This is a genomic window from Pseudomonas sp. 14P_8.1_Bac3 (genome assembly GCF_025466085.1).
GTDB lineage: Bacteria > Pseudomonadota > Gammaproteobacteria > Pseudomonadales > Pseudomonadaceae > Aquipseudomonas.
Genome location: NZ_JANLOD010000055.1, coordinates 147,547 through 173,665, shown reverse-complemented (window position 1 = coordinate 173,665; position 26,119 = coordinate 147,547). Strand labels below are relative to the sequence as shown.

At 63.4% G+C, this 26,119-nt stretch carries 24 protein-coding genes; 15 read left to right on the top strand and 9 right to left on the bottom strand.

Translation table 11 applies throughout. From position 1 onward, the window contains the following. Positions 1 to 83: 83 nt before the first annotated feature. The 7 genes from NTD84_RS18335 to NTD84_RS18305 all read right to left on the bottom strand — a co-directional run bounded on the left by NTD84_RS18335 (position 84) and on the right by NTD84_RS18305 (position 5,470). Positions 84 to 647, bottom strand: a complete 564-nt coding sequence (locus NTD84_RS18335) for an NUDIX hydrolase (RefSeq protein WP_262168184.1) — start codon at positions 645 to 647, stop codon at positions 84 to 86. Position 648: 1 nt separating this feature from the next. Continuing rightward, the gene (locus NTD84_RS18330; protein WP_262168181.1) at positions 649 to 1,401 is read right to left on the bottom strand and encodes a GntR family transcriptional regulator; all 753 of its coding nucleotides are present in this window, start codon (positions 1,399 to 1,401) and stop codon (positions 649 to 651) included. Between the two features lie 57 nt (positions 1,402 to 1,458). Continuing rightward, positions 1,459 to 1,848, bottom strand: a complete 390-nt coding sequence (locus NTD84_RS18325) for a carboxymuconolactone decarboxylase family protein (RefSeq protein WP_262168178.1) — start codon at positions 1,846 to 1,848, stop codon at positions 1,459 to 1,461. A 177-nt stretch (positions 1,849 to 2,025) separates the two neighbouring features. Beyond that, positions 2,026 to 2,511 (bottom strand): flavin reductase family protein, encoded by a 486-nt coding sequence (locus tag NTD84_RS18320; RefSeq protein ID WP_262168177.1) that lies wholly within the window; start codon positions 2,509 to 2,511, stop codon positions 2,026 to 2,028. A gap of 12 nt (positions 2,512 to 2,523) precedes the next feature. Beyond that, entirely contained in the window at positions 2,524 to 4,005 is a 1,482-nt protein-coding gene (locus NTD84_RS18315; RefSeq protein WP_262168176.1) for an aldehyde dehydrogenase, read from the bottom strand. Further along, positions 4,002 to 4,835, bottom strand: a complete 834-nt coding sequence (locus tag NTD84_RS18310; RefSeq protein WP_262168175.1) for an alpha/beta fold hydrolase — start codon at positions 4,833 to 4,835, stop codon at positions 4,002 to 4,004. The genes NTD84_RS18315 and NTD84_RS18310 overlap by 4 nt, the downstream gene beginning before the upstream one ends. Before the next feature lie 44 nt (positions 4,836 to 4,879). Next, positions 4,880 to 5,470, bottom strand: coding sequence for an amino acid synthesis family protein (locus tag NTD84_RS18305; RefSeq protein WP_262168173.1), 591 nt, complete (start codon positions 5,468 to 5,470; stop codon positions 4,880 to 4,882). A 201-nt stretch (positions 5,471 to 5,671) separates the two neighbouring features. On the opposite strand from NTD84_RS18305, the gene NTD84_RS18300 reads away from it, so the two are divergent. From NTD84_RS18300 to NTD84_RS18230, 15 genes are all read left to right on the top strand, one after another. Further along, a complete protein-coding gene (locus tag NTD84_RS18300; RefSeq protein ID WP_262168170.1) occupies positions 5,672 to 6,799 on the top strand; it encodes a sensor domain-containing diguanylate cyclase in 1,128 nt (375 codons plus the stop codon). 118 nt (positions 6,800 to 6,917) lie between these two features. Then, a complete protein-coding gene (gene treS, locus NTD84_RS18295; protein ID WP_262168168.1) occupies positions 6,918 to 8,984 on the top strand; it encodes a maltose alpha-D-glucosyltransferase in 2,067 nt (688 codons plus the stop codon). Positions 8,985 to 9,140: 156 nt separating this feature from the next. Further along, positions 9,141 to 10,931 (top strand): thiamine pyrophosphate-requiring protein, encoded by a 1,791-nt coding sequence (locus tag NTD84_RS18290; RefSeq protein ID WP_262168165.1) that lies wholly within the window; start codon positions 9,141 to 9,143, stop codon positions 10,929 to 10,931. A 233-nt stretch (positions 10,932 to 11,164) separates the two neighbouring features. After that, entirely contained in the window at positions 11,165 to 11,821 is a 657-nt protein-coding gene (locus tag NTD84_RS18285; protein WP_262168161.1) for a cytochrome c3 family protein, read from the top strand. Beyond that, positions 11,818 to 14,715: a TAT-variant-translocated molybdopterin oxidoreductase gene (locus NTD84_RS18280; RefSeq protein ID WP_262168159.1), complete on the top strand. Its 2,898-nt coding sequence runs from the start codon at positions 11,818 to 11,820 to the stop codon at positions 14,713 to 14,715. The genes NTD84_RS18285 and NTD84_RS18280 overlap by 4 nt, the downstream gene beginning before the upstream one ends. Next, on the top strand, positions 14,705 to 16,069 hold the full coding sequence (gene nrfD / locus NTD84_RS18275; RefSeq protein ID WP_262168156.1) for an NrfD/PsrC family molybdoenzyme membrane anchor subunit: 1,365 nt from the start codon (positions 14,705 to 14,707) through the stop codon (positions 16,067 to 16,069). The genes NTD84_RS18280 and nrfD overlap by 11 nt, the downstream gene beginning before the upstream one ends. After that, complete coding sequence (locus NTD84_RS18270; protein WP_262168154.1) at positions 16,062 to 16,586, top strand: DUF3341 domain-containing protein; 525 nt, start codon at positions 16,062 to 16,064, stop codon at positions 16,584 to 16,586. Before nrfD ends, NTD84_RS18270 begins: the two co-directional genes overlap by 8 nt. Beyond that, positions 16,583 to 17,116, top strand: a complete 534-nt coding sequence (locus tag NTD84_RS18265; RefSeq protein ID WP_262168151.1) for a c-type cytochrome — start codon at positions 16,583 to 16,585, stop codon at positions 17,114 to 17,116. The genes NTD84_RS18270 and NTD84_RS18265 overlap by 4 nt, the downstream gene beginning before the upstream one ends. Further along, on the top strand, positions 17,113 to 18,111 hold the full coding sequence (locus NTD84_RS18260; protein ID WP_262168149.1) for a hypothetical protein: 999 nt from the start codon (positions 17,113 to 17,115) through the stop codon (positions 18,109 to 18,111). The genes NTD84_RS18265 and NTD84_RS18260 overlap by 4 nt, the downstream gene beginning before the upstream one ends. Beyond that, positions 18,101 to 18,487 (top strand): hypothetical protein, encoded by a 387-nt coding sequence (locus NTD84_RS18255; RefSeq protein WP_262168146.1) that lies wholly within the window; start codon positions 18,101 to 18,103, stop codon positions 18,485 to 18,487. The genes NTD84_RS18260 and NTD84_RS18255 overlap by 11 nt, the downstream gene beginning before the upstream one ends. Then, positions 18,477 to 19,277, top strand: a complete 801-nt coding sequence (locus tag NTD84_RS18250) for an SCO family protein (RefSeq protein ID WP_262168143.1) — start codon at positions 18,477 to 18,479, stop codon at positions 19,275 to 19,277. Before NTD84_RS18255 ends, NTD84_RS18250 begins: the two co-directional genes overlap by 11 nt. After that, positions 19,274 to 20,218, top strand: a complete 945-nt coding sequence (gene coxB, locus NTD84_RS18245; protein ID WP_262168140.1) for a cytochrome c oxidase subunit II — start codon at positions 19,274 to 19,276, stop codon at positions 20,216 to 20,218. Before NTD84_RS18250 ends, coxB begins: the two co-directional genes overlap by 4 nt. Next, positions 20,215 to 21,813: a cbb3-type cytochrome c oxidase subunit I gene (locus NTD84_RS18240; protein ID WP_262168137.1), complete on the top strand. Its 1,599-nt coding sequence runs from the start codon at positions 20,215 to 20,217 to the stop codon at positions 21,811 to 21,813. The genes coxB and NTD84_RS18240 overlap by 4 nt, the downstream gene beginning before the upstream one ends. Continuing rightward, a complete protein-coding gene (locus NTD84_RS18235; protein WP_262168135.1) occupies positions 21,800 to 22,441 on the top strand; it encodes a cytochrome c oxidase subunit 3 in 642 nt (213 codons plus the stop codon). Before NTD84_RS18240 ends, NTD84_RS18235 begins: the two co-directional genes overlap by 14 nt. A gap of 1 nt (position 22,442) precedes the next feature. After that, the gene (locus tag NTD84_RS18230; RefSeq protein ID WP_262168134.1) at positions 22,443 to 22,697 is read left to right on the top strand and encodes a hypothetical protein; all 255 of its coding nucleotides are present in this window, start codon (positions 22,443 to 22,445) and stop codon (positions 22,695 to 22,697) included. On the opposite strand, the gene NTD84_RS18225 is transcribed toward NTD84_RS18230, so the two are convergent. Next, positions 22,694 to 24,991 (bottom strand): FdhF/YdeP family oxidoreductase, encoded by a 2,298-nt coding sequence (locus NTD84_RS18225; protein ID WP_262168133.1) that lies wholly within the window; start codon positions 24,989 to 24,991, stop codon positions 22,694 to 22,696. The two genes, NTD84_RS18230 and NTD84_RS18225, sit on opposite strands and share 4 nt — an antisense overlap. 112 nt (positions 24,992 to 25,103) lie before the next feature. Continuing rightward, positions 25,104 to 26,036 carry a DMT family transporter gene (locus NTD84_RS18220; RefSeq protein WP_262168130.1) on the bottom strand — a complete coding sequence of 311 codons (933 nt, stop codon included), beginning with the start codon at positions 26,034 to 26,036 and terminating at the stop codon, positions 25,104 to 25,106. Between the last annotated feature and the right edge of the window lie 83 nt (positions 26,037 to 26,119).

Here is a 26,119-nt window from a genome sequence, read left to right as displayed (position 1 = left end):
CCGGCCCCGTGGATTTTGGCCCCCCCCCCCCCCCGCCCCCCCCGCCCCGCTCCCACAGGTTCTACCGGGACAGGGCTTGGGATTCACCGAATAAAATGAATCTTCCCGGTATCGTCATTGCCTATGTAGATGCCATACACCCCGGCCTGGCGTTCCTCGATATAGCGTTCGAGGATCTGCCGGATGGCGGGGTAGTAGATGCTGTCCCAGGGAATGTCCTCGGGTGCGAAGAATTGGTAGTCGAGGGTTTCCGGACCGTACTGGCCGGTGATCTCCAGCGCGATGGCGCGGAAGATGATGTACACCTCGCTGATCTTCGGCACGCTGAAGATCGAATAGGGCGAAAGGATTTCCGCGCGGACGCCGCTTTCTTCCCAGACTTCGCGCAGCGCGGCCTGTTCGGTGGTCTCGCCGCCTTCCATGAAGCCCGCCGGCAGCGTCCAGGTGCCGGGACGCGGCGGAATCGCACGCTGGCACAGTAAATACTTGCCATCCTGCTCGATGATGCAGCCGGCAATGATCTTCGGATTGACGTAGTGGATGTAGCCGCAAACGCGGCACATCAGGCGCTCGTGCGTATCGCCCGGCGGCAGCTGCGACTTGAGGTCGTTACTGCCGCACTTTGGGCAAAAGCTCGGGCTGAACATCTCAGCGACCTATGCGTGGTTCTTTCAGCGGGATCGGCAGGGTGATCTCGGGGATCTTCCCGGTCTCTTCCTGTTTGCGCTTGAGGTAGTCCAGCGCGACCGCTGCGGCGGAGCGCACGTGATCGACGCAAGCTTGGTGGGCCACCAGCGGATCGCCGCTCTTGATGGCCTCGACCATGCGTTCCATCTCCTGGTTACTGGCGCCGCGACGGTTTTCCTGGGACACCGAAGTCGCCCGCAGGTAGCTGATCCGCGCCTGCAACTGACGCAGCTGGGTGGCCGCGACATGGTTGCCGGAGCCTTCGAGCAAGACGTCGTAGAAACCCTGGACCGAGTCGATCACCTGTTGCAGCTCGCCTTCCTTGAGGGCCTTGCGGTTTTCCTCGAGGGCTTTCTCCAGCGCCTTGATGTCCCTGGCCTTGGCCCGCAGGGTAAACAGCTGGACGATCAGGCCCTCGAGCACGCAACGCAATTCGTAGATATCGACGGCGTCCGCCAGGGTGATGATCGCCACCCGTGGACCCTTGGCGTCGGCAAACTCTACCAGGCCTTCGGATTCCAGGTGACGCAAGGCTTCGCGAACGGAGGTGCGGCTGACACCCAGGCGATCGCACAGATCGCGCTCGACCAGACGGTCTCCCGGCATTAGCTGGAAGTTCATGATGGCGCTTCGCAGTTTATCCAGCACGATTTCGCGCAGGGTAACGGGGTTGCGATTGACCTTGAAGCTGTCGTCGAGTGGCAGGCGTTTCATGGGGTACGCTCTATACGGTGGCTGTCCATGCCAGACGGGCATCAAAACAGCCGAGGGTTAACTGGAGGCCTCGGCATCGGCTTCGGCGAAGGCTTCACGGGCGAGCCGGAAACTGTCTACGGCCGCGGGGACGCCGCAATAAATACCGACCTGAAGCAGAATTTCGCGTATTTGCTCACGACTCAAGCCGTTACGCAAGGCGCCGCGCACATGCAGCTTGAGTTCGTGCGGACGGTTGAGGGCCGAGATCATCGCCAGGTTGATCATGCTGCGTTCCTTCAGCGACAAGCCTTCACGACCCCAGACATGGCCCCAGCAATACTCGGTGACCATTTCCTGCAGCGGCCGGGTGAAGTCGTCGGCGTTCTCGATCGAGCGGCTGACGTAGGCTTCGCCGAGCACCTGGGTGCGGATCTGCAGGCCTTTTTCGTATTTTTCGTTGCTCATCATTCCTCCTCTTGCCGCAATCGCCAGCAGGCTGGCTCCCACAGTACTGATGCTCACACCGTCATTCCCTTGTGGGAGCCAGCCTGCTGGCGATGGGGCCAGTTCGGTCACCCCTAAGGTTGAAAGAACACCGCAAATGACAGCAGGCTCATTCCCACAGGGAGACGGTATGTGTCATCAGGCCAGGGTCGGCAGCGGCCCCAGCTTGCCTTTGTGGTAAATCATCGGCGTGACCGGCTGCGCCGGCAGAATCAGGTTCTTCACCGCGCCGACGATGATCGCGTGATCACCGCCGTCGTATTCGCGCCACAATTCGCACTCGATGATCGCCGTGGCTTTGCCCAGCAACGGATTGCCCAGGGCGCTCAGGTGCCATTCGATGTCTTTGGCCTTGTCCTTGCCCTTACTGGCGAAGGCGTAGGCTTCAGCGGTCTGGTCGGCGGACAGCAAGTGAATCGCGAACTGCTTGCTGTCGCGCAGCACCGGGTAGGTGTCCGAGGCATAGTTGGGGCAGAACAGCACCAGTGCCGGGTCAATCGACAGCGCACTGAAGGCGCTGGCGGTGATGCCGACGATGCCGCCGTCCGGATCCAGGGTGGTGACCACCGTGACCCCGGAAGGGAACGAGCTCATGACGTCTTTGTAAATGCCGGGTTCGATCATTTCGTAAAACTCCTAGCGCATCACAAACGGATCAGGCATCGGTGCCTGGGACAGGTTGATCCACACCGTTTTCAGCTCGGTGTAGGCCAGCACCGAATCGATGCCGCTCTCGCGTCCATAACCGCTGTTCTTGAAGCCGCCGATCGGCGCCATGGCCGAAACCGCGCGGTAGGTGTTGACCCAGATGATCCCCGAACGCACGTCCCGGGCCAGGCGATGGGCGCGGCCCAGGTCGCGAGTCCAGATGCCGGCGGCGAGGCCGAACTGCGAGTCGTTGGCGATCGCCAACGCTTCGGCCTCGTCCTTGAAACGAATGACCGAGGCCACCGGACCGAAGACTTCTTCCTGCATGATCTTCATTGAATTGCGGTCGCATTCGAACAGCGTCGGCTCGTAGAACCAGCCTTCGCCCAGGTTCGGCGGACGCTTGCCGCCCAGGCGCAGGCGCGCACCTTCGGCGATGGCGTCGGCCACCAGGCCCTCCACGACAACCAACTGCTGCGCGGTGGCCATGGGGCCCATTTCGCTGCTGTCTTCCTGCGGGTTGCCGATGCGAATGCGCTTGGCCCGCTCGACCAGACGCTCGACGAACTCGTCATAGATTTCATCCTGCACCAGCAGGCGTGAACCGGAAACGCAACTCTGCCCGGACGCGGCATAGATCCCGGCGATGGCACCGTTGATCGCGCTGTCGAGGTCGGCGTCGGCAAAAATGATGTTCGGCGATTTGCCGCCCAGCTCCAGCGAGAGCTTGGCGAAGTTCTCTGCACTGCTGCGCACCACATGACGTGCGGTGGCCGCGCCGCCGGTGAAGGCAATCTTGCGTATCAGCGGGTGGCGGGTCAGGGCGGCACCGGTGCTCGGGCCGTATCCGGTGACGACGTTGACCACACCCGGCGGAATCCCGGCTTCCAGCGCCAGGCGTGCCAGCTCGAGGATGGTCGCCGAGGCGTGTTCGGAGGGTTTGATCACGATGGTGTTGCCCGCGGCCAGGGCCGGCGCCAGTTTGATCGCGGTCAGGTACAGCGGGCTGTTCCAGGGGATGATCGCGGCGACCACGCCCATGGCTTCGTGAACGGTGTAGGCAAACAGGTCCGGCTTGTCGAGGGGCAGGGTGCCGCCTTCGAGCTTGTCCGCCAGGCCTGCGGTGTAGTGGAAGAATTCCGGCAGGTAGCTGACCTGGCCACGGGTTTCGCGGATCAGTTTGCCATTGTCGCGGCTTTCCAGCTGCGCCAGGTGTTCCTTGTTGTCAGCGATCAGGTCGCCCAGGCGTCGGAGCAATTTGCCGCGAGCGGTCGCGGTCAGCCCGCGCCAGGCCGGGCTGTCGAAGGCGGTCTGCGCCGCCTGCACGGCGCGCTCGACGTCGGCTTCGTCAGCATCGGGCAGTTCCGCCCAGGGTTCGGCCAGGGCCGGGTTCAGGCTTTGGAACGTCTTGCCGGCGAGGGCATCGACCCATTCACCGCCGATGCACATCTGGAAGCGTGCGAGTGTCATGCAACGATCCCCTTGATTGGGTTTGGTCGGGCGTTGGCCTTGTCGAGAAATTCCAGCAACAGCTGGTTGACCAGGCGTGGCGATTCTACGGGCATCATATGCCGCTGTTCGGCAAGCACGGCAACTGTCGCGCCGGGAATGCGTTCGGCCAGTTGCCGGGCCATTTCCGGCGTCGAGCCGGGGTCCAGTTCGCCGGTGGCGACCAGCGTCGGCACCTGGATACTGGCCAGGTCGTCGGCGCGGTACATGTCCTGGGTCGCGAACAGCTCGTAAGTGGTCAGGTAACCCTGCGGGTCGTTCTCGGCCAGGGTCTGGCGCAGCGCGGCAATCTGCGCCGGGTTGGCCGCCTGGTATTCGCGGCTGAACCAGCGTGACAACGCCGCTTCGGCGTTGGCATCCGGCCCGTGTTCGGCGGCCTGGGCGGTGCGGGCAATCACGCCGGCGCGTTGCTCGGCGCTGCGATTGAACACACTGTTGAGCACCACCAGGCCTTGCAGGCGTTGCGGGTAATGCAGGGCAAAAGCCCGCGCGACCAGCCCGCCCATGGAGAAACCGATCACCGTCGCCTGGGGCAACTGCAGGTGATCGAGCAGCTCCAGCAACTGGTCGGCATAGCCGAGCAGCGGCGTGCCGCTCTGCGGTCGCGGGCTGGCGCCATGGCCGAGCATGTCATAGGCGATCACGCGGTAATGGGGGGCGAGGCCAACGACCTGGCCGCCCCACATTTCTTTATTCAGGCCCACGCCGTGGATCAAAACCACGGGCTGGCCTTCGCCGGTCGCCAGATAACTGGTGCCAGCCGGGGTGCGTTCAGCGGTGAGCCGAATCATGGAGCGCTCCTGCATACCTTTTTGTTGTTGTAACCGACCAGTGATTACTGGGCCTTCTCGGCAGCCAGTTCTTCCAGGTCGATGTAGCGGTTACCGATGCGCGGGTGCAGGCGGCCGCCGTCGGCGCAACCCAGGACCACGACGATTTCATCGGCGCGCGGTGCATCTTCGATCTGCATTTCCAGGGTGATGTAGTGAGAACGCAGGCCTTCGTCGTCCTTGTGCATCATCGGGATCTGGATCGAGGTGCCCGGGCCACCGCGCTTGTTCGTGAAGCTCAGGTAGCTCTTGGCCTTGACCGCTTCGCGGTAATGGTTGCCGAAGCGCAGGGTGTGGATGACCGCCGAAGCGTGCTCGATCTCGCCATCGGCGCCGACCACCGCCGCCTTGCCGTAGGCCTCGATCTTGTCGGCACCGCCGATGATGCCGACCAGGCGCTCGACCATCAGCGCACCGAGGTCAGAGCAGTTGGCGCGGATTTCCGGTTTCAGGTCTTCGACGAAGCCACGACCCAGCCACGGGTTCTTCATGACAACGGCCAGGCCGACCATGGTCACTGGCGTATCGCCGGCTTTGCCGCCTTCGATGAACGTTTCTTCGACATAGCTGACGATCTTGCGGATTTCGAAACTCATGAGCTGCTCCGTATGGGCTGAAGGATGTCTGTGCGTATGATGGTATACCATAATACCGGTGATGCAAGTGCCCGAAACGGGTTTCTGGTCGGAAGGCGACAAAAAGCAGGAGGGCGGCGGGCAATCGGGATTCGGTTGTGAGCGGTAGTAGCAAGGTGCCAGAATAGAGCCCTCGCGCAGGATCCCTATCAGGCGGTTCGAATGGATGGCCCTGGATTGCGGTACGAACAGCAAGACGTCATTGTAAAACTGGTGCGCACCGACCGATTGCACCAGTTGTTCCGGCAGTCGGTTTCAGCGGTAGTCGGCAGCTTTCTTGCGGTGTTGATGTTGTGCTGGCTGTGCTGGGAGCGTTTCGATCACACGGTGATCACCTGGTGGATAGCCGCGCTGGCAGCGTCGTCGTTGTTGCGCATCTCGATGTTTATCGCCTATTTCCGTAGCCCGGACAGCGAACGCACCCCGCAACGCTGGGAGCGCACGTATTGGGTCACGCTCGTACTGTCCGCCGGGATCTGGGGCGTCGGTGCGCTCGTGGTCGTTCCCGCCCATGACCTGCTGGCCCAGGCCCTGGTCATGCTCTTTTGCGTCGGCATGTCGGTCAGTGCGGTGTCTTGCTATTCGGCTTATCGCTACATGACGATGGCTTCCATTTCCCTCGTCCTGTTCCCTTGTACGATCTGGCTGCTGTTTCAACCGTCGACCCTGCAGCTGGGCATGGGGGTGGCGGCGCTGGTGTTTGCCTCCTTCGCGTTCAGTGCGACCCGCAGTGTGGCCGACGCGCTGGAAACCGCTTTTCGGTTAACGCGTGAAATGGAGCATGCGCACCGCCTGTCCACGCATGCCGCGCAGACCGATGAGCTCACCGGCCTGAAGAACCGCCGGGCGTTTTTCCAGCAGGCGCAACAGCTGTACAGCCACTGCAAGCACAACCGCTTGCCCCTGTGCGCGGTGATGCTGGACATGGATCACTTCAAGCACATCAATGACACCTACGGCCATCAGGTCGGCGATCAGGTGCTGCGGCAGATGGGGATGGTCATCAGCCGTTCGTTCCGCGAAAACGATGTTCATGGCCGCCTGGGAGGCGAGGAGTTCGCCGTGCTGTTGCCGGACACCTCGATCGAGGTCGCACAGAACATTGCCGAAGCCCTCATCCAGTCGATCGCCGGCCTGATGACCGGGCCGGTGAACCGCATTTCGGCCAGCGTCGGCGTCGCGTCGATGAATGCCGGGGATAACGATCTGCACAGCCTGATGAACAACGCCGACAAAGCGCTGTATCGCGCCAAGGCCCGTGGGCGCAATCAGGTCGCGGTGTCCGAGTAGACCCGTGACAACGCAGCACGATGCAACGAATGCCCCGTCAGGGCCTCATATGAAAACGAGCGGTGCCTTTGATGCAGAAGGGCGGACGCCATTTTTCATACGAGAGGTGATTGTTTCCATGACGGCAGCTGAGAAAAACCACGTGGACTGGCTGGTCGAACAATCGATGCTGCACGCAGCCCGGCAACGGGCCAAGCTTTACTCCGGGCAAGGTCGCCTGTGGCAGCAACCCTACGCGCATACCCGTCCCCGTGACGCCTCGGCCCTGGCGTCGGTGTGGTTCACCGCGTACCCGGCGTCGATTGTCACTCGCGAGAATGGCACGGTGCTGGAAGCCCTGGGCGACGAGACCCTGTGGCAGGCCCTGTCGAGAATCGGTATCCAGGGCATTCACAACGGCCCGCTGAAACGTTCGGGCGGCCTCTCGGGCACCCGACACACGCCGACCATCGACGGCAATTTCGACCGCATCAGTTTCGACATCGATCCGCAACTGGGCACCGAAGCCCAGTTGCAGGCCTTGGTGCGCATGGCCGCCGCGCACAACGCGGTGATCATCGACGACGTGATCCCTTCGCACACCGGCAAAGGCGCGGACTTCCGCCTGGCCGAGATGGCCTATGAAGACTATCCGGGGCTCTACCACATGGTGGAAATCCGCGAGGAGGACTGGCCGCTCCTGCCCGATGTACTCGAAGGTCGCGACGCGCAGAACCTCAGCCCGCTGCAGGTCGACGCGCTGCGCGACAAGCATTACATCGTCGGTCAGTTGCAGCGGGTGATCTTCTTCGAACCCGGGGTCAAGGAAACCGACTGGAGTGCGACACCCATCGTCATCGGGGTCGACGGCAAACCGCGGCGCTGGGTCTACCTGCATTACTTCAAGGAAGGGCAGCCGTCGCTGAACTGGCTGGACCCGACTTTTGCCGCGCAGCAGATGATCATCGGCGACGCACTGCATGCCATCGACGTCATGGGCGCGAAAATCCTCCGTCTCGACGCCAATGGCTTTCTCGGCGTCGAGCGCAAGCTCGACGGCACGGCCTGGTCGGAAAGCCATCCGCTATCGATCACCGGTAACCAGTTGCTCGCCGGGGCGATTCGCAAGGCGGGTGGTTTCAGCTTTCAGGAACTGAACCTGACCGTTGACGATATCGCCGCCATGTCCCACGGCGGCGCCGATCTCTCGTACGATTTCATCACCCGGCCGGCCTACCAGCACGCGTTGTTGATGGGCGATACCGAATTTCTCCGATTGATGCTGCGCCAGATGCACAGCCTCGGCATCGATCCGGGTTCGCTGATCCATGCATTGCAGAACCATGACGAGCTGACCCTCGAACTCGTGCATTTCTGGACCCTGCACGCCCATGACACCTTCCTTTATCAAGGGCAGACATTCCCCGGCAACATTTTGCGCGAGCACATTCGCGAGCAGATGTACGAACGCCTGGCCGGCGAGCACGCGCCTTACAACCTCAAGTTCGTCACCAATGGCGTGTCCTGCACCACCGTGAGCATCATCACCGCCGCGTTGGGGATCCGCGACCTCGATGCGATCAGCCCGGCGGATATCGCGCAGATACGCCAGATCCATTTGCTGTTGGTGATGTACAACGCGATGCAGCCGGGCGTGTTAGCGTTGTCGGGCTGGGACCTGGTGGGCGCACTGCCGCTGCCGGCCGAGCAAGTCGCGCATTTGATGGTCGATGGCGATACACGCTGGATTCATCGCGGCGCCTACGATCTGGTGGACCTCAACCCGGAGGCGGAATACTCGGAAGGCCAGATGCCGCGTCCGAAAACCCTGTACGGCAGCCTCACCCACCAACTGAAAGACCATGACTCGTTTGCCTCGCAACTGAAGCGAATCCTCGCGGTGCGCCGCTCCTACGACATTGCCGCTAGTCGCCAGATCCTGGTGCCGGATGTCGAGCATCCGGGCTTGCTGATCATGGTTCACGAACTGCCGGCCGGCAAAGGCACGCAAATCACCGCGCTGAACTTCGGCGCGACGCCGATCACCGAAACCCTGCACCTGCCCAACATCGCGCCAGGGCCTGTGGTCGACATCATCAACGAACGGGTCGAAGGCGATCTCACGCCCGAGGGCGAATTCACCATTACCCTGGACGCCTATGAAGGCTTGGCGCTGCGCGTGGTCAGCAGCTCGCCGATGATCTAGGCGCAAGCGGGAGGGCCTGAAAGCACGGCGCTCCCGTCATTCAATCCAATCAATCGAAACTTCAACGTCACCCCGGCTGTCCAGACCCTTACACCTCTCGTGCGACACGGATGCGCCCGGGAATGCTCGACGGATCGGTGACAGGCGAGGATCGACATGACAACGACAGTAGGTGATTTTCTGGTTGAGCGACTCAGCCAATGGGGCGTCACGCGGATTTTTGGCTATCCGGGGGACGGCATCAACGGTGTCTTTGGCGCCCTGAGCCGCGCCCAGGGCAAGATTGAATTCATTCAGGCGCGGCACGAGGAAATGGCTGCGTTCATGGCCTCGGCCCACGCCAAATTCACCGGCGAGCTGGGCGTGTGCATCGCGACTTCCGGCCCGGGGGCTTCGCACCTGATCACTGGCCTGTATGACGCGCGGATGGATCACATGCCGGTGTTGGCGATTGTCGGTCAGCAGGCGCGCGCGGCGCTCGGCGGGCACTATCAGCAGGAACTGGATCTGCTGTCGATGTTCAAGGATGTCGCCGGGGCGTTCGTGCAACAGGCTTCGGTGCCGGCGCAGGTCCGGCACCTGATCGACCGGGCGGTGCGCACGGCCATCGGCGAACGGCGGGTCACCGCTTTGATCCTGCCCAACGACTTGCAGGAGGCTCCCTACGAGGAACCGGGCAGGGCGCACGGCACGGTGCATTCTGGGGTCGGTTACAGCAAGCCGAAGGTCGTGCCCTACGACGCCGATCTGCAACGCGCCGCCGAGGTACTGAACGCCGGTGAGAAAGTCGCCATCCTGATCGGCGCCGGTGCCTTGAACGCCACCGATGAGGTGATTGCCGTGGCGGAAAAGCTCGGCGCCGGCGTGGCCAAGGCGCTGTTGGGCAAGGCCGCATTGCCGGACGATCTGCCGTGGGTCACCGGCAGCATCGGCCTGCTGGGCACCGAGCCGAGCTACAAGCTGATGATGGAATGCGACACGTTGCTGATGATCGGTTCCGGTTTCCCTTATTCCGAATTCCTGCCCAAGGAAGGACAGGCGCGCGGGGTGCAGATCGATCTGCAGCCGGACATGCTCAGCCTGCGCTATCCCATGGAGGTCAACCTGGTGGGTGACGCCGCTGACACACTCGCGGCGCTGGCCCCGTTGTTGGTGCCAAAGACCTCACGCAAATGGCGCAAGAAGGTCGAAGGCTGGCACAGCGCCTGGGACAAAACCCTGGCCAGGCGCGCGTTGGTGAAGGCCGACCCGATCAACCCGCAGCGGGTGGTTTATGAGCTGTCGCCACGGTTGCCGGAGCTGGCGATCGTCACCAGCGACTCGGGCTCCTGCGCCAACTGGTACGCCCGCGACCTGAAAATCCGCCGGGGCATGAAGTGTTCGCTCTCCGGCGGACTGGCCTCCATGGGCGCCGCTGTGCCGTATGCGATTGCAGCAAAATTCGCCTACCCGCAACGTACCGTGATTGCCTTGGTGGGCGACGGGGCGATGCAAATGAACAACATGGCCGAGCTGATCACCGTCGCCAAATACTGGCGGCAGTGGGACAGCCCGAAATGGATTTGCGCGGTGTTCAACAACGAAGACCTCAATCAGGTGACCTGGGAACAGCGGGTGATGGAGGGCGATCCCAAGTTTGAAGCCTCGCAGAACATTCCTGACGTCCCGTATCACCTGTTCGCCCTGTCGATCGGACTCAAGGGGATTTTCGTCGATCGCGAAGAGGACGTCGCCGCGGCCTGGGACAAGGCCCTGGCGTCGGACGTGCCGGTGCTGATCGAGTTCAAGACCGACCCCAACGTCCCGCCACTGCCGCCGCACATCAAGCTCGAACAGGCAAAAAAATTCGCCACGACCTTGCTCAAGGGCGACCCGGACGAAGCCGGAGTGATCGTGCAAACAGCCAAGCAAGTGCTGGGGGCGGTACTGCCCCGCAGCAAAAAATAGGCCCCGTCACGCAATCCCGGAAGAAACGCCAAACCCTGTAGGAGCCAGCTTGCTGGCGATGGACGCAAGTGCGCCGCGTTGATCCAGGCAGCACGCCTTATCGTTAACGACCATCGCCAGCAAGCCGGCTCCTGCAAGTTGTAGCGCCTGCCCGGATTAAATCGCTAAAAAATCAGAACTCCTGGGCGCAAACGTAGCCATAGCCTTAAGAACCTGAATTCTGGAATCCGGCGATGGCGCAGATCTTCAGCCGCTCGGCCGATACCTGGCTGCGCCTGGGGCTGCTGATGCTGTTCGTCGGCCTGGCGGGAGGCTTGCTCGTGGTGTTGGCCCTGGACCGCTCCGATTATCGAACCGGCCGTAACTGGGTGGTCGAGCAGCCGCTGCCGTTCAGCCATGCGCACCACGCCGGCGAGCTGAAGATCGATTGTCGCTACTGCCACAGCTCGGTGGAATCCTCGGCGATGGCCAGCCTGCCGCCCACCGAAACCTGCATGACCTGCCACTCGCAAATCTGGAAGAACGCCGACGTGCTCGAGCCGTTGCGCAAAAGCCTGCGCGAGCAACAGCCATTGCATTGGCAGCGCGTGGTCGAGCTGCCGGATTACGTGTACTTCGATCACGGCGTGCATGTGAACGCCGGCGTCGGCTGCAGCGAATGCCACGGCGCGGTGGACCGCATGCAACTGCTGTTCAAGGCCGAACCGCTGAACATGGGGCAATGCCTGGCTTGTCATCGCGATCCGGCACCGCACCTGCGTCCGGTCGGGCAAGTCACCGCGCAGCAATGGCACACCGACGAGGATCGACGGGTGCTCGGTGCACGCCTGATGAAAGAGCGGCACATCGATCCGCAAGGCTTGACCGACTGCGGGACCTGCCATCGATGAGCGCCTCCGGCATGGACTTCGCCGCGCTGCGTGAGCACCTCGCCGGGCTCAATGGCGCGGCTTACTGGCGCGGGCTGGAAGCATTGGCCGCGACGCCCGAGGCGCAGGCGTTGATCGAAGCGGAATTCCCCGGCGCCGCGCCCCTGCTGGATCGCCGGCGGTTTCTGCAACTGATGGCGGCGTCCCTGGCCATGGCCGGTCTCGCGGCCTGCGGCAAAACCCCTGAACACGCGGTGCCGACGGTCCGCCAGGCGCCGCAACTGACCCCAGGCGTTGCGAGCTGGTACGCCACCGCCATCCCCTTTTGCGGCATCGCCCAACCGGTGCTTGGCAAGACGCTGGCGGGCAGGCCGATCAAACTCGAGGGCAACCCCGAGCACCCGATGTCCGGCGGCACGTGCGACGCCTTCACCCAAGCGGCGATCCTGCAACTCTACGATCCGGACCGCTCCCAGGCACCGCGCTTCAAGGGCCGGGAAACCAGTTGGGACGAAGTGAGCGGCGCGCTGGCCCGGCAACGGCTGATGCTGGACGCCGTCCATGGCAAAGGCCTGCACATCGTCTGCGGCGCCAGCAGTTCGCCGACCCTGGCGCGGCAGTTCGAGGCGCTGCGCCGCCGCTGGCCCGAGGCGCACTTTTATCACGCCGAACCCTTCGCCGAAACCGAAACCTTGCGCACCAGTGAGCGGGTGTTCGGCCTGCCGTTGCAGGCCCGGCGCCATCTGCAGAATGCCGAGGTTCTGGTCTGCCTGGAGGATGATCCGCTGGGCAGCGGCCCGCGACAAACGCCGTTGCAACGGGGTTGGGCCGAACGTCGGCGGCAAGCGGTGCAAGGGCAGGGCGCGGCGTTGTCGTTTGTCGCCGAGAGTATTCCAACCCTGACCGGTGCCGCCGCGACGCGCCGACTGGCGATAGCGCCGTCGCGACTGCCCGACCTGACGCTGGCGCTGAGTCGGGCATTGGGCGAAAACGTCGCCGACCAGCCGCGCCTAAGTACGCGCCAACTCAACTGGGTCGAGGCCGCTGCCGCAGCGCTCAAGGCCCATCCCGGCCGCAGCCTGATCTGCGTTGGCCCACAAGCGGCGGCGGATGTGCAGGCCCAGGTGATGCGCCTCAATCAGCGATTGCGCGCGCACGGCCAAACCCTGGAGTGGCAGGTGCCCACCTTGCTGGGCTACGAGCGCGGGCAATTCTGGGCGCCGCTGGAACAGCTGAGTCAGCAATTGGCCACGGGCGAGGTCAGCCAACTGATCCTGCTCGACTGCAATCCGATACCCACATCGGCACCCGAGTTGGGTCTGGAAGGCTTGATGCAGAAGGTGCCGTTCTGCCTGCACGCCGGGCTTTATTACGACGAAAGCGCCGCGCACTGCCATTGGCATGTGCCCCTTAACCATGCGCTGGACGGCTGGACTGACGCGCGGGCGGCGGACGGTAGCGCCTGCATTGTCCAGCCATTGATCGAGCCGATGTACTCGACCCGCACCGTGCATCAGCTCATCGAGTTGTGGCTGACGTCCGCCGACAGCGATGCCTTGAGTCACGTGCGCAGCACATGGGCCCACATTGAGCAAGAGCAGTGGCGCCAAGCGCTGGCTGATGGCTGGATCGAACCCAGTGCCAAAGCCGTCGATGTCCCGGCTGCGCCGCCGGTGGTGTTGAACCTGCCGGACTCCGAAGGCCTGGAAGCCGTCGTGCGCCCGGACCCTTGCGTCTGGGACGGGCGTTTCGCCAATCTGGGCTGGCTGCAAGAACTGCCCAAACCCATCAGCAGCCTGACCTGGAGCAACGTGGTCGGGCTGTCGCCACGCTTGGCGGAGCGAATCGGCGTGGGCAATGGCGACGGCGTCGACGTGGCGCTGCCGGGCCAGTTGTTGCGCGGCGCGGCGTGGATCGAACCGGGGCAGGCCGATGAGGTGATCGCCTTGTACGCCGGTTATGGGCGCAGTCACGCCGGGCGGGTCGGCAACGGCTTGGGCTACGCGGTGCGGTCGCTCCAGACCTCGTCGGTCAGTGCTTCGGTGCGCTCCAACGCAGATCGCCATACCCTGGCGTCTACTCAGGTTCATCACGTCTTGCCGGACGACGAAACCCCGCCGATTCGCGTGGTGCCGCGGGATCGACCGCAGATTCCGGCAGAGCAGATTCCGGTGTCGCTTTATAGCGCAGCCGCCGACAGTGGCCCGCAATGGGGCATGGTCATCGACCTCGACCTGTGCACCGGCTGCAATGCCTGCGTCACGGCGTGCCAGGCGGAAAACAACATCGCCGTGGTTGGTGCCGAACAGGTCGCCAACGGGCGCAGCATGCACTGGCTGCGCATCGACCATTATTACCAGGGTTCCCTGGACGCGCCGCGCTCGCGCTTTCAACCCTTGCCGTGCATGCATTGTGAACAGGCGCCCTGTGAAACCGGTTGCCCGGTGAATGCCACCGTGCATAGCCGCGATGGTTTGAACCAGATGGTCTACAACCGCTGCATCGGCACCCGCACCTGTGCGTCGTACTGCCCGTACAAGGTGCGGCGCTTCAATTGGCTGGACTGGAGCGCCAACGCCGCCCCCTCGATCCAGGCGCAACGCAACCCCGAGGTGACCGTCCGCTCGCGCGGAGTGATGGAAAAGTGCACCTATTGCACGCAACGCATCAGCGCTGCGCGGATCGACAGCAAGCAACGAGGCGGGGAGTTCGACGCCAGCACCGTGGTCACCGCCTGCCAGCAGACCTGCCCGAGTCAGGCCATCCGCTTCGGCGACATCGCCGACCCTGCCAGCGCCGTCAGCAACGGCCGCCGTGATCCACGCCATTACCGTCTGCTCGAGGCCCTGGGCACGCGGCCACGCACCAGCTATCTGGCGCGGATCGAGGATGGGGAGGGCGGCGATGAAGCCTGAACCCCTGTTGCACGACACCGAGCATTTCCTGCCGCGGGACCTGAGCGACCCGCAGGTATCACGGCAAGTGTTCGGTCCCTTGCAGCAGTTCCCGCGCCGGATGGCCTGGCGCTGGTTGTTCGGCCTCGGCCTCGCTTTATTGCTGATGTACCTCGCCTCCGCCACGGTGCTGCTGGCCAACGGTGTGGGCATGTGGGGCAACAATCAGCCGGTGCACTGGGGCTTCGGCATTCTCAACTACATCTGGTGGCTGGGCATCGGTCACGCCGGAACCTTCATCTCGGCGCTGCTCTGGTTGATCGACCGACCTTGGCGCCACAGCCTCAATCGCCTGGCGGAACTGATGACCCTGATGGCGGTGATCTGCGCCGCGTTGTATCCGATCCTGCACCTGGGGCGGCCATGGCTGTTCTACTGGACCATGCCGTACCCGAATGAAATGGGCCTGTGGCCGCAGTTCAAGAGCCCGACCGCGTGGGACATGTTCGCGATCCTGTCGTACCTCAGCGTGTCGGTGCTGTTTCTGCTGGTGGGCGCGATCCCCGATTTTGCCACCGCGCGCGACCGTGCCCACGGCGTGCTCGCGCAACGCCTGTATGGCTTGATGGCGCTGGGTTGGCGCGGTTCGCAGCGGCACTGGGCGCTGTGGCGACAGACCACGCGAGTGTTGGCGATGCTGGCGATTCCCTTGGTGTTCGCGGTGTCCAGCGGCTATTCCTTTCTGCTGACCATGGGCCCGCAAAGCGGCTGGCACTCGACGCTGTTCCCGCCGTACTTCGTGGCCGGGGCGGTGTTCTCCGGTTTTGCCCTGGTGGCGGTGCTCGCCATTGGCGTGCGCTGGCTGCTGCGTATCGAAGCGCTGATTACCCTGCGACACCTGGACATGCTCGGGCGCCTGTTGCTGGCCACCGGTTTGATGACGGCCTACGGTTATCTGGCTGACCTGTTCATGCCGTTCTACAGCGGCGATGCCCATGAGATCGACGTCTTGATGACGCGCCTGGCCGGACCGCATGCCTGGAGTTTCTGGCTGGCCGTCATCTGCAACGTCGGCGTGCTCCAGGCCTTGTGGTGGCGGCCGGTGCGCCAGCGGCCGGCGACGTTGGCGGCGGTGGCCGTTACGGTGCTGGTGGGCATGTGGGCCGAGCGGTTCATGTTGTTGATCGTGCCGCAAACCCGGGATTTCCTGGTCTCGGCGTGGGGCGGTTACACCCCGACGCTATGGGACTGGACGCTGTTCATCGGCAGCTTCGGCGTATTCCTGGTGCCCTACAGCCTGTTTCTGCGCTACCTGCCGATGGTCTCGGCGTTCGAGGTCAAGCAGGCGCTGCACAAGGAACGTGGCGATGCCTGACTCCCTGGGCTTGCTGGCAGAGTTCGATGCGCCGCAACCACTGGTTGAGGCCAGCCTGCAGGCCTGGGCCCTGGGTTACCGGCGCCTTGATGCGTTTGCTCCGTTTCCCCTGGAAGCGCTGCTGCCGCTGTGCAACCCCAAGGCGTCGAGAGTGCCGCGCATCGCGTGCGTCGGGGCGCTGCTCGGCATCGCGTTGGCGCTGCTGATGCAAATCGGCTCGGTGCTGAGTTACCCGCTGAACGTCGGCGGGCGACCGTTGATTGCCGTGCCGTCGCTGATGGTGGTGACGTTTCTGTTCGGCATTGTCGGGGCGGCGGTGGCAGCGGTCCTGATGCTGCTGATCGGCAGTCGCTTGCCGCGTCTGCATCACCCGCTGTTTGGCGCGCAGGCGTTTGAACGGGCGAGCGACGATGGCTTCTTTCTGTTCATCGATGCTGGCGACCCATTGTTCGACGAACAAGTCACCCGCGCCTGGCTGGCCGAACGGGCGATTAACGTGCACGCGGTGCAGCGATGAACGCCTGGCTCTGGGCATTGCTCGTCGCCGTGCTGTGCAGCGGTTGTGATGACATGTCGCGCCAGGCCAAGGTTCAGGAACAACGCCCCGGCGCCCTGTTCGCCAACGGCTTGAGCAGTCGTCAGCCTCCCGATGGCACCGTCGCCCGCGGGCAGCTGGCGCGCGAAGCGCTGGTGCGACAGCGTCCGCCGATGACCGAGGCGTTGCTCGATCGCGGCGAGGCGGGTTATCAGACATTCTGCACGCCGTGTCATGGCCTGAGCGGACGGGGCGATGGTCTGGTGGTCGGTCGTGGTTTTCCGGCACCGCCACCCTTGACCGAAGCGCGTTTGCTCGATGCGTCCGACGCGCAACTGATGGAGCTGATCGCCCAGGGCAAAGGCTTGATGTACGGCTACGCGTCGCGCATTCCGCCGGCCGAGCGCTGGGCCATCGTCGCCTATGTGCGCGTGTTGCAACTGAGTCAGCACGCGCCGTTGGACCGTTTGCCTGAGTCCGTGCGACAGGCGTTCGACGAGGGCGCTCCATGAACCGCCCGACTGCAGTCTTCGCCATTAGCGCCAGCGTCCTCGTGCTGCTCGGGTTCTGGCAACCGGCGTGGGTCGGCGCCGGCGCATTGGCTGCCGCGGTCAACGGCAGCAACATCGTCTTCGGCGGTTTGTTGTTGGCGCTGCTCACGCCCTTGATCAAGGGCCGCTGGCACATGCTGCTGGCACCGGGCAGTCGATTGGGGGCCAGCGCCGCGGTGTGGTTATTGCCCATGCTGCTGCCGGTGTTATTCACCCTGGCGTGGCTGTATCCGTGGTTCGCGGTCGAGGGTTCCGGGTTTCGCGGGGTGTGGTTGTCGCCGTGGTTCTTTGTGCTGCGCACCGTGTTGTACGCCGGCATTGCCCTGATTCTGCAACGTTGGGCGCCGCGGCGCTGTGGGCCGGGGCTGATCCTTTACGCACTGGCCGCCAGCCTCGCGGCGGTCGACTGGTTGATGTCGTTGCAGTCGGGGTTTGCCTCCAGCATCTTCGGTTTGCTGTTGACGGCGCGACACCTGCTCGAGGGCCTGGCCTTCGCCGGTCTTTGCGTGCTGTGCTGGAACCTCGTGCCGCTGCCCGCGCCACAGTGTCAGGTGTTGCGCGGATTGCTGGTCAGCGCGCTGGCCTTCTGGGCGTACGTACACTTCATGCAGTACCTGATCATCTGGTCGGTGAACCTTGAGCACGAAAGCCAGTGGTATCGCGTGCGCGAAGTGGGCGCGTGGGGCGTGGTCAGCGCGGTGCTGGTGGCGGGGCAGTTGGCTTGCCTGCTGGCACTGGCTTCGCCGTGGGGTGGTCGACCTCGGGTGCTGGTCTGGGGTTGTGTGGCTATTCTGTTGCTGGGGACGCTGGAGTCGATCTGGCTCGGTTTGCCAGCGGTGTTTCCTGAGTTTTCCCTCGCGGCGGGTGTCGTGGCGCTGCTCTGTCAGGGCGTTTACGGCCTCGGCCTGTGGACCTGGTGGCGTTGGCAATGGCAAAGGAGGCGCCATGAAACCTGAAGAGCCGCACGGTTATGAGCCCAATCGGGTCGACAGTCGCAAAGTCGCCGGTTTGCTGGCGTTGCTGCTGACAGCCATTGTGCTGTGCCTGAGCGGCGTGGCCTGGCTGCTTGATGGATATCAGCAGCGTGCGGCGTCGCAACAACCGTCGTTGAGTGCTCTGGAGCGAGAACCGCTACTGCCACCGGCCCCGCGCCTGCAATCCCAACCCCGCCAGGACGGTGAACGGCAGCTCGCCGCCGAACGCATTCATCTCGACAGCTTTGGCTGGGTCGACCGCGAACGGCGCATCGTGCACCTGCCACTGGAGCAGGCGCGAACGATCATGCTGGAGCAGGGCTGGCCAACGCCCGGGGACCCGCCTCATGAACCTTGAACGGGGCAAGCGGGTGCTGGCGCTGTTGTGGCTGCTGACGATGCAGCAGAGTGTCGCGCAGACGTTCGACCCGTTCAGCGCCGCCGGCATCGACCCGGCCCGGGTCGGCGAGCCTCTGGCGCTGGACACGCGGTTTATCGATCAGCACGACCAACCGGTTCGGTTGGGCAACCTGTTGAATGGCCAGCCCACGCTCCTGGTGCCGTTGTATTACCGCTGCCCGAATGTCTGTGGCGCGGCGCTTTCGACGCTGTTCAGCCAACTGGCCAATCAGCCTTACCGGATCGGCCGCGATTTTCAGGTGATCGCCTTCAGTTTCGATCCGCGGGAAGACGCCACGGCTGCTCGCGAGGAGCTGGCCAAACTCGGCCAGCACTGGCCGGCGCTGACAAACGAGCCGGGCCTGCATTTGCTCACCGGCGATGCGGCGGCCAGTCAGGCCTTGGCCGCTTCGATCGGGTTTGGCTACCGCTATGACGAACACCAGCAGCAATACGCCCACAGCTCCGCCGTCGCCGTGGTGACCGGCGACGGGCGTCTGTCGCGCTGGCTCTACGGCCTTGGCTATCAGGCCGCCGATCTGCGCCTGGCGTTGACTGAAGCCGGGCAGGGCAAGTTGGGTGCGTTCAAGGAGCAGTTGCTGTTGCTGTGTTATCACTACGATCCGCAGAGCGGCACCTACAACAGCCGAATCATCCTGTTGCTGCAAGTGGCCGGCGTCGCGACCGTGCTGGCGCTGGGCCTGTTCATCCTGCTGGCGCTGCGTCGCGAACGCCGGAGGCTGTCATGAACGAGCGCTTCCTGCATTTGTGGCCCGAGCAGGCGTCGGATTACGCGGTGTCGGTCGATTGGCTGGTGATCGGTTTCACCGGAATGATGGCGTTGTTCGTGGTGCCGGTGTTCGTGGCGCTGTGGATATTCATCTGGCGTTATCGGCGCGGGAAGAAGGCCGATCGCGATCATCGGCCGCAGAGCAACCTGCCGATCGAACTGGCGTGGATTATTCTGCCGTTCATTGGCTCGCTGGTGATCTTCCTGTTCTCGGCGCGGCTGTTCTTTTTCGCCCGTACACCACCGGCCGATGCCCTGGAAGTGCAAGTCACCGCGCGCCAATGGATGTGGAAATTCCAGCATCAGGGCGGGCAGCGCGAGATCAACACCTTGCACGTCCCGGCGCGGCGCCCGGTGAAGCTGACGATGATTTCCGAGGACGTGATCCACAGCCTGTTTTTCCCCAGCCTGCGCATCAAGCAGGACGTGCTGCCGGGGCGCTACAGCATGCTCTGGTTCCAGGCCGAGCACAGCGGCACCTATCAGGTGTACTGCGCCGAATACTGTGGCACCGACCATGCCGCGATGCTCGCCCGGCTGGTGGTGCTCGACCCTGGCGACTACGAGCAATGGCTGCAGGACAACGGCAGCGCCGCCGACCTGATCAGCCAGGGCCAGGACTTGTACCGCCAGTACGGCTGCGGCAGTTGCCATGATTCCCCGAGCGCGCCGCCCCTGGCGGGGGTGTTCAACCGCTCGGTGCGCCTGAGCGATGGCAGCCAGGTGGTGGCCGACGACGCCTACCTGCGCGACAGCATCCTGCTGCCTCAAAAACAGTTGGTGGACGGCTACCTGCCGATCATGCCGACCTACAGCAATCTGCTGGACGAAGAAGCCGTGCAACGCCTGGTGGCTTACCTGCGTTCATTGCCCGCCACCGCCTCCGGGGATCCGAAATGAGCTCACCCAGCTATTTGCACCGGCAAGGCCTGCTGTCGTGGTTCCTGACCCGCGACCACAAGCGCATCGCCGTGCTGTACATGATCACCGTGACTTTCTTTTTCTTCGTCGGCGGGCTGGCGGCAAGCCTGATCCGCATCGAACTGGTGACGCCCAACGGCGACCTGCTGACCGCCGACGGCTACAACCGTGCGTTCACCTTGCACGGGGTGATCATGGTCTGGTTCTTCCTGATCCCGTCGATCCCCAGCGTGTTCGGCAATTTCCTGGTGCCGATCATGATCGGCGCCCCGGACATGGCGTTCCCGCGCCTGAACCTGTTCAGCTGGTACCTGCTGCTGGGAGGCGGGTTGTTCACCTTGCTGGCGCTGCTGCTTGGCGGGGTCGACACCGGCTGGACCTTCTACACGCCGCTGTCGACGATGTTCAGCAACGGTCACGTGGTGGCAGTGATCTGCGGCGTGTTCATCGCCGGGTTCTCCTCGATCTTCACCGGCATCAACATCATCGCCACCGTGCACACGTTGCGTGCGCCGGGCATGACCTGGATGCGCCTGCCGCTGTTCATCTGGTCGATGTACGCGACCTCGATCATTCTGGTGCTGGCCACGCCGGTGCTGGCGATCACCTTGTTGCTGGTCGCTGCCGAGCACCTGTTCAACATCGGCGTGTTCGACCCGCGCCTGGGCGGCGATCCGCTGCTGTTCCAGCACCTGTTCTGGTTCTATAGCCATCCGGCGGTGTACATCATGATCCTGCCGGCGATGGGGGTGGTCAGCGAGCTGATCACCGCGGCCGGGCACAAGCGCATCTTCGGCTATCGCTTTGTCGCCTGGTCGAGCGTGGCGATTGCGGTGATCGGTTTCCTGGTCTGGGGCCATCACATGTTTGTCGCCGGGCAGTCGATGTACGCCAGCCTGGTGTTTTCGCTGTTGAGCTTCCTGGTGTCGATCCCTTCGGCGATCAAGGCCTACAACTGGAGCGCGACGCTGTACAAGAGCGACCTGACGCTGCACGCGCCATTCCTCTTTGCCCTGACCTTTATCGGGCTGTTCATCATCGGCGGGGTGACCGGGTTGTTCCTGGCGCTGCTGGCGGCCGATCTGCATGCTCATGACACCTACTTCGTGGTCGCGCATTTCCACTACATCATGGTCGGTGCGGCGGTGGCCGGGTATTTCGGCGCGCTGCATTTCTGGTGGCCGAAAATCACCGGGCGCCTGTATTCGCAGTTGTGGGGGAAAATCACCGCGGTGCTGATTTTCTGCGGCTTCAACCTGACGTTCTTTCCGCAGTTTCTGCTCGGCTACCTGGGCATGCCCCGGCGTTACCACAGCTATGACCCGGACCTGCAATTCCTCAATGTGCTGTCTTCCGCCGGGGCTTCGATTCTGGCGCTGGCCTACGTCTTGCCGTTTTTCTATCTGCTCGGTTCCCTGCGCTGGGGCGAACGGGCGCCGATGAACCCCTGGGAGGCGGCCGGGCTGGAATGGCGCGTGCCATCGCCGCCGCCGGTGCACAATTTCGAAGCCCCGGTGACCGTGGATTTCGAGGCCTACGATTACTCCCCGGAGGCACGTCGTGATCCGCTCTGAGGACCGGCCGGCTGAACCGTTCGTGGCCTGGGCGCAACAGCGTGAAGCGGCGCGACTGGGCATGTGGCTGTTCCTCGCCGGCGAGGCGATGATGTTCGGTAGTCTGATCATGGTGGCGTGGTTCTACCGGTTGCAGCACCCCGACGGCGTCGCCGAAGCCGTGGCCGGTTTGCACTTCGGGTTGGCGACAGTCAACACCTTCCTTCTGTTGACCAGCAGTTTGCTGATGACCCTGGCGCTGACCGCCAACGAGCTGGGGAGTCGGCGGCGTCTGCGTCACTGCCTGATCGGCGCGACGCTGCTGGCTGCGCTGTTTCTGGCCTGCAAAGGCCTTGAATACACGCTGGAATATCGCGAAGGACTGCTGCCCGGTTTCGCCGTGGATTCACCGCTGCACCTGCCGTCCGCGCGCTTGTTCATGAACCTGTATTTCATCGCCACGGCGTTGCACGGCGTGCACGTGCTGATCGCCGTCGGGTTGGGGCTTTGGCTCTACGTGGGGTTTGCCCGCGACCGGCTGCAAGGCCATCAGGCCAGCACGCGCCTGGAAATGGTCACGTTGTACTGGCACCTGGTGGACGGGATCTGGGTGCTGTTGTTTCCGACGCTCTACCTGGTGGGACGCTGACATGAGCCCGTTGAAGGCGTTGCAAGTCTATGCCGGCCTGCTGGTGTTGCTGGCCGTGGAAGTGCTGGTCGCGCTGTTCTGGCCGCGGCACGACAGCCTGATCATGCTCGCCGCCGCTGGCCAGTTTCTGTTGCTGTTGGTGTTTTACCTGGGCCTCTATCGCCATCGCGGCTGGGTGCGGTTGTTTGGCTGGCTGTACCTGTGCTGGTTGCTGGTGATGATGGTGTTCATCCTCGGCGAATCAGCGACTCGCTAAGGCGCGCTCAACCGCACCGGAACGGATTTGGCTGCCGGCACCTTGCTGCGTTCGGCGTGGTGCCAGAGCGGCACCAGCGGATTGCATTCCGGGTAGTACGCCGCCGCACAACCCTCGGGGATGTCGTAGGCAATGATCTCGAACGGCCCGACCTGACGTTTGACCTCGGGCTCGACGGCTGTGGTGAGCAGCACCCGCTCGCCGACCTCGAAGCCCAGGCGCACGATGTCGTTGCAGTGCATGAAAATGACTTCACGCGTGCCGCTGACGCCGCGAAAGCGATCGTCATAGCCGTAGATCGTGGTGTTGAACTGATCGTTGCTGCGCAGCGTCATCAATTGCAGTACGTCGCGCGGAGCACCGCCGGGGTTGACGTCATCGTCTTCGTTGAGCGAGCGTGGCGTGATGAATTGAGCCTTGCCGGTGTCGGTCAACCATTCTCGGCGCGCCGCGGCGATGGGCCGATGAAAGCCACCGGGTTCGGCCATGCGGGTTTCCATGTCGTGGAAAATCTCCGGGTAAATCGCGCCGATGGCGGTCCTGACTTTCGCGTAGTCATCGCACCAGGCCTGCCAGTCGATCCCATGGCTGGCGGGCAGGGTGGCCAGCGCCAGGCCGGCGACAATGCTGGCTTCGGCACGCACCTGTGGGCCGACCGGTTCGGCGCTGCCGTGCCAGCCGTGGATGCAACCGGTGCTGTCCTCGGTGGTGTAGGTTTGCGCGACGCCGTTCTGCCGGTCGATTTCGATGCGCCCCAGGCACGGTAACAGCCACATGTTCCGGGCCGGCAGCAAATGGGTGCGATTGAGCTTGGTCGCGATCTGCACATTCAGCTGCAGCGCGGTCCAGGCCGGCTCCATGCGCGAAGTGTCCGGAACGGCCCGCAGAAAGTTGCCGCCCAGGCCAATGAAACCGCGAACGCGGCCGGCGAGAATGCCTTCGCAGGCGTCTACGGTACACAGGCCCATCTGTGGCGGCACCTTGAAGCCGAACTGCTGCTCGATGAGTTCGGCCGGGACTTTCTTCGGGTCTTCGGTAATGCCCACGGTGCGCTGGCCCTGGACGTTGGAGTGGCCGCGCACCGGACAAATACCCGCCCCCGGTTTGCCGATATTGCCGCGCATCAGCAGCAGGTTCACCAGCATTTGCACGTTCTCGACGCCGTGCCGATGCTGGGTCAGGCCCATGCCATAAATCATCATCACCTTGTGGCTGTGGGCATACACGGTGGCGGCCGCTTCAAGTGCGCCGCGGGTCAGGGCGGATTTTCGCTCGATGTGCTGCCAGTGATAGCCGCGCACGGCCGTGGCGAACGCCTCGAAACCTTCGGTGTGGCGGGCGATGAACTCATCATCGAGCAGCGGCCTGGCGCCGTCCTTGCGCGCCTGATCGTCCATTTCCAGCAAGGCCTTGGCGATGCCGATCGCTGCCGCCGTGTCCCCGCCGATGGCCACCTGGTGATATTGGGTGCTGATGGTGGTGGACTCGGGCGTGAGCATTTCCGTAGGCGACTGCGGATTGACGAAGCGCTCCAGCCCCCTTTCGTGCAGAGGGTTGAAAGTGATGATCGGCACGTTGCGTTTGCGCACGTCCTGCAATTGATGAAGCATGCGGGGGCTGTTACTGCCGACGTTCTGGCCGAAGAAAAACAGGCAATCGGTGTGATCGAAATCCGCCAGCGTCACCGTGCCGACCGGTACGCCGATGCTTTCCTGCAAACCGACCGAAGTGCTTTCGTGGCACATGTTCGAGCTGTCGGGCAGGTTGTTCGTACCGTAGGCGCGGGCGAACAACTGATACATGAACGAGGTCTCCAGCGAGGCCCGTCCCGAGGCGTAAAACACCACGCTGTCGGGCGTCATCAGCCGCAGCTGCGCACCGATCTCTTGATAAGCCTCTTCCCAGGTGGTTTCCCTGTAGTGGTCACTGGCCGGGTCATAACGCAGGGGATGGGTCAGGCGGCCGTGCTGTTCCAGCGCATGGTCTGGCCATTGCCGCAACTCAGTCAGCGTGTGTGCGGCGAAGAAGGCCGGGTCAGTCTTCTTCGACGTCAGTTCCCACGCGGTGGCCTTTGCGCCGTTTTCGCAAAACTCCAGCGCATGCGGGTGTCCGGGCTTGGCCCAGGCGCAACTGACACAGGCGAACCCGTCGGGTTTGTTCTGCTTCAGCAGGGCGCCGGGGGCCTTGGTAAAAGCCTGCTCTCGCCAAAGGATTTTCATCACCGATTTCGCCGATCCCCAACCGCCGCTCGCGTGAGTGTAGGGCTGAAAATGCGCTTTTGGATGAATGAGCATCGGCCGCTCCTGGAGCATTTATCGAAGATGATAAAGCTGGGACGGATGCCGGTTTTGAAAGGTTCGAAAGGATTGCCGGCCGGTCGGTTTCTGCGTGCTGCCAGTCCCGCCGTCAGGGGCAACGATCTGGCTGAATGACCGCGTTGGCGGGTACGTCCTCACGAGCGCGCATGCCCAGCAAAGGCAATCCCAGCAGGGTCAGGCCGACGCCGACCATGGCATTGAGGGTCAACGGATCACCAAACTGCAGCCAGGCCCAGATCATCGTCACCGGTGGTGTCAGAAACAGCGCGCCACTGATGCGCTGAATACTGAAGCGTTGCAGGCACAGCCAATAGAAGCCGTAGCCACCGAGTGTCGCGAAGAGCACCAGCCAGACAACGCCCCCGGCAAAACCAGCACTGGCGGTGGGGCGCATTTCACCTTCGAGGCCGGCGAGTACGGCAAACACCGGGATCACGGCGCAGACCTGAATGAACAACGCGGTCAGGGCCGAGACTGATGCGCCCGGCGCGGCTTTTTCGTAGAGGGTGGCGGCCGCCAACGAAAGCACGGCCAGCAGGGGCAGGGCATAGACCCAGAGGTCGGCGGCGGCCCATTCAACGCTGGCACCGCTGGCCACGAGCATGCCGATCAGGCACACCACCAGGCCCAGCCACTGCCAGCCGCGAGTGCGTTGTCCCGGTACGGTCGCGGCCATGACGACGATGGTCAAGGGCAACAGATTGGCGATCAGCGACGCCGTGCCCGGCGCAATACCCAGCTGAATGGACGCGGCGATGGGCCCGATGTAACCACCGATCGCGAATAACCCGAGCAGGCCTTGATGCAGCACATCGCGGCGGCGCAATTGGCGCATGCCTGTCCAGGCGAAGGGCAGCAGCACGGCGGCGGCGAGAATGAAACGCCACAGGGTGGCCAGGTAAACGCTGCCCTGATCGGCCACATAGCGGTAGCCGATGAAACCGGAGCTCCAGCTGACAACCATCGCCATCAACAGCAAGCCACTGCCGATCAGCGAGAAGCGGGTGTGTGCGACGTTCATCGAATGTCACCTGACAATGGGCTGGGTTCGATGGTATGAAGGAAAGCGTGATGCAATCAAACGATACGATCAGCACCAGTGGT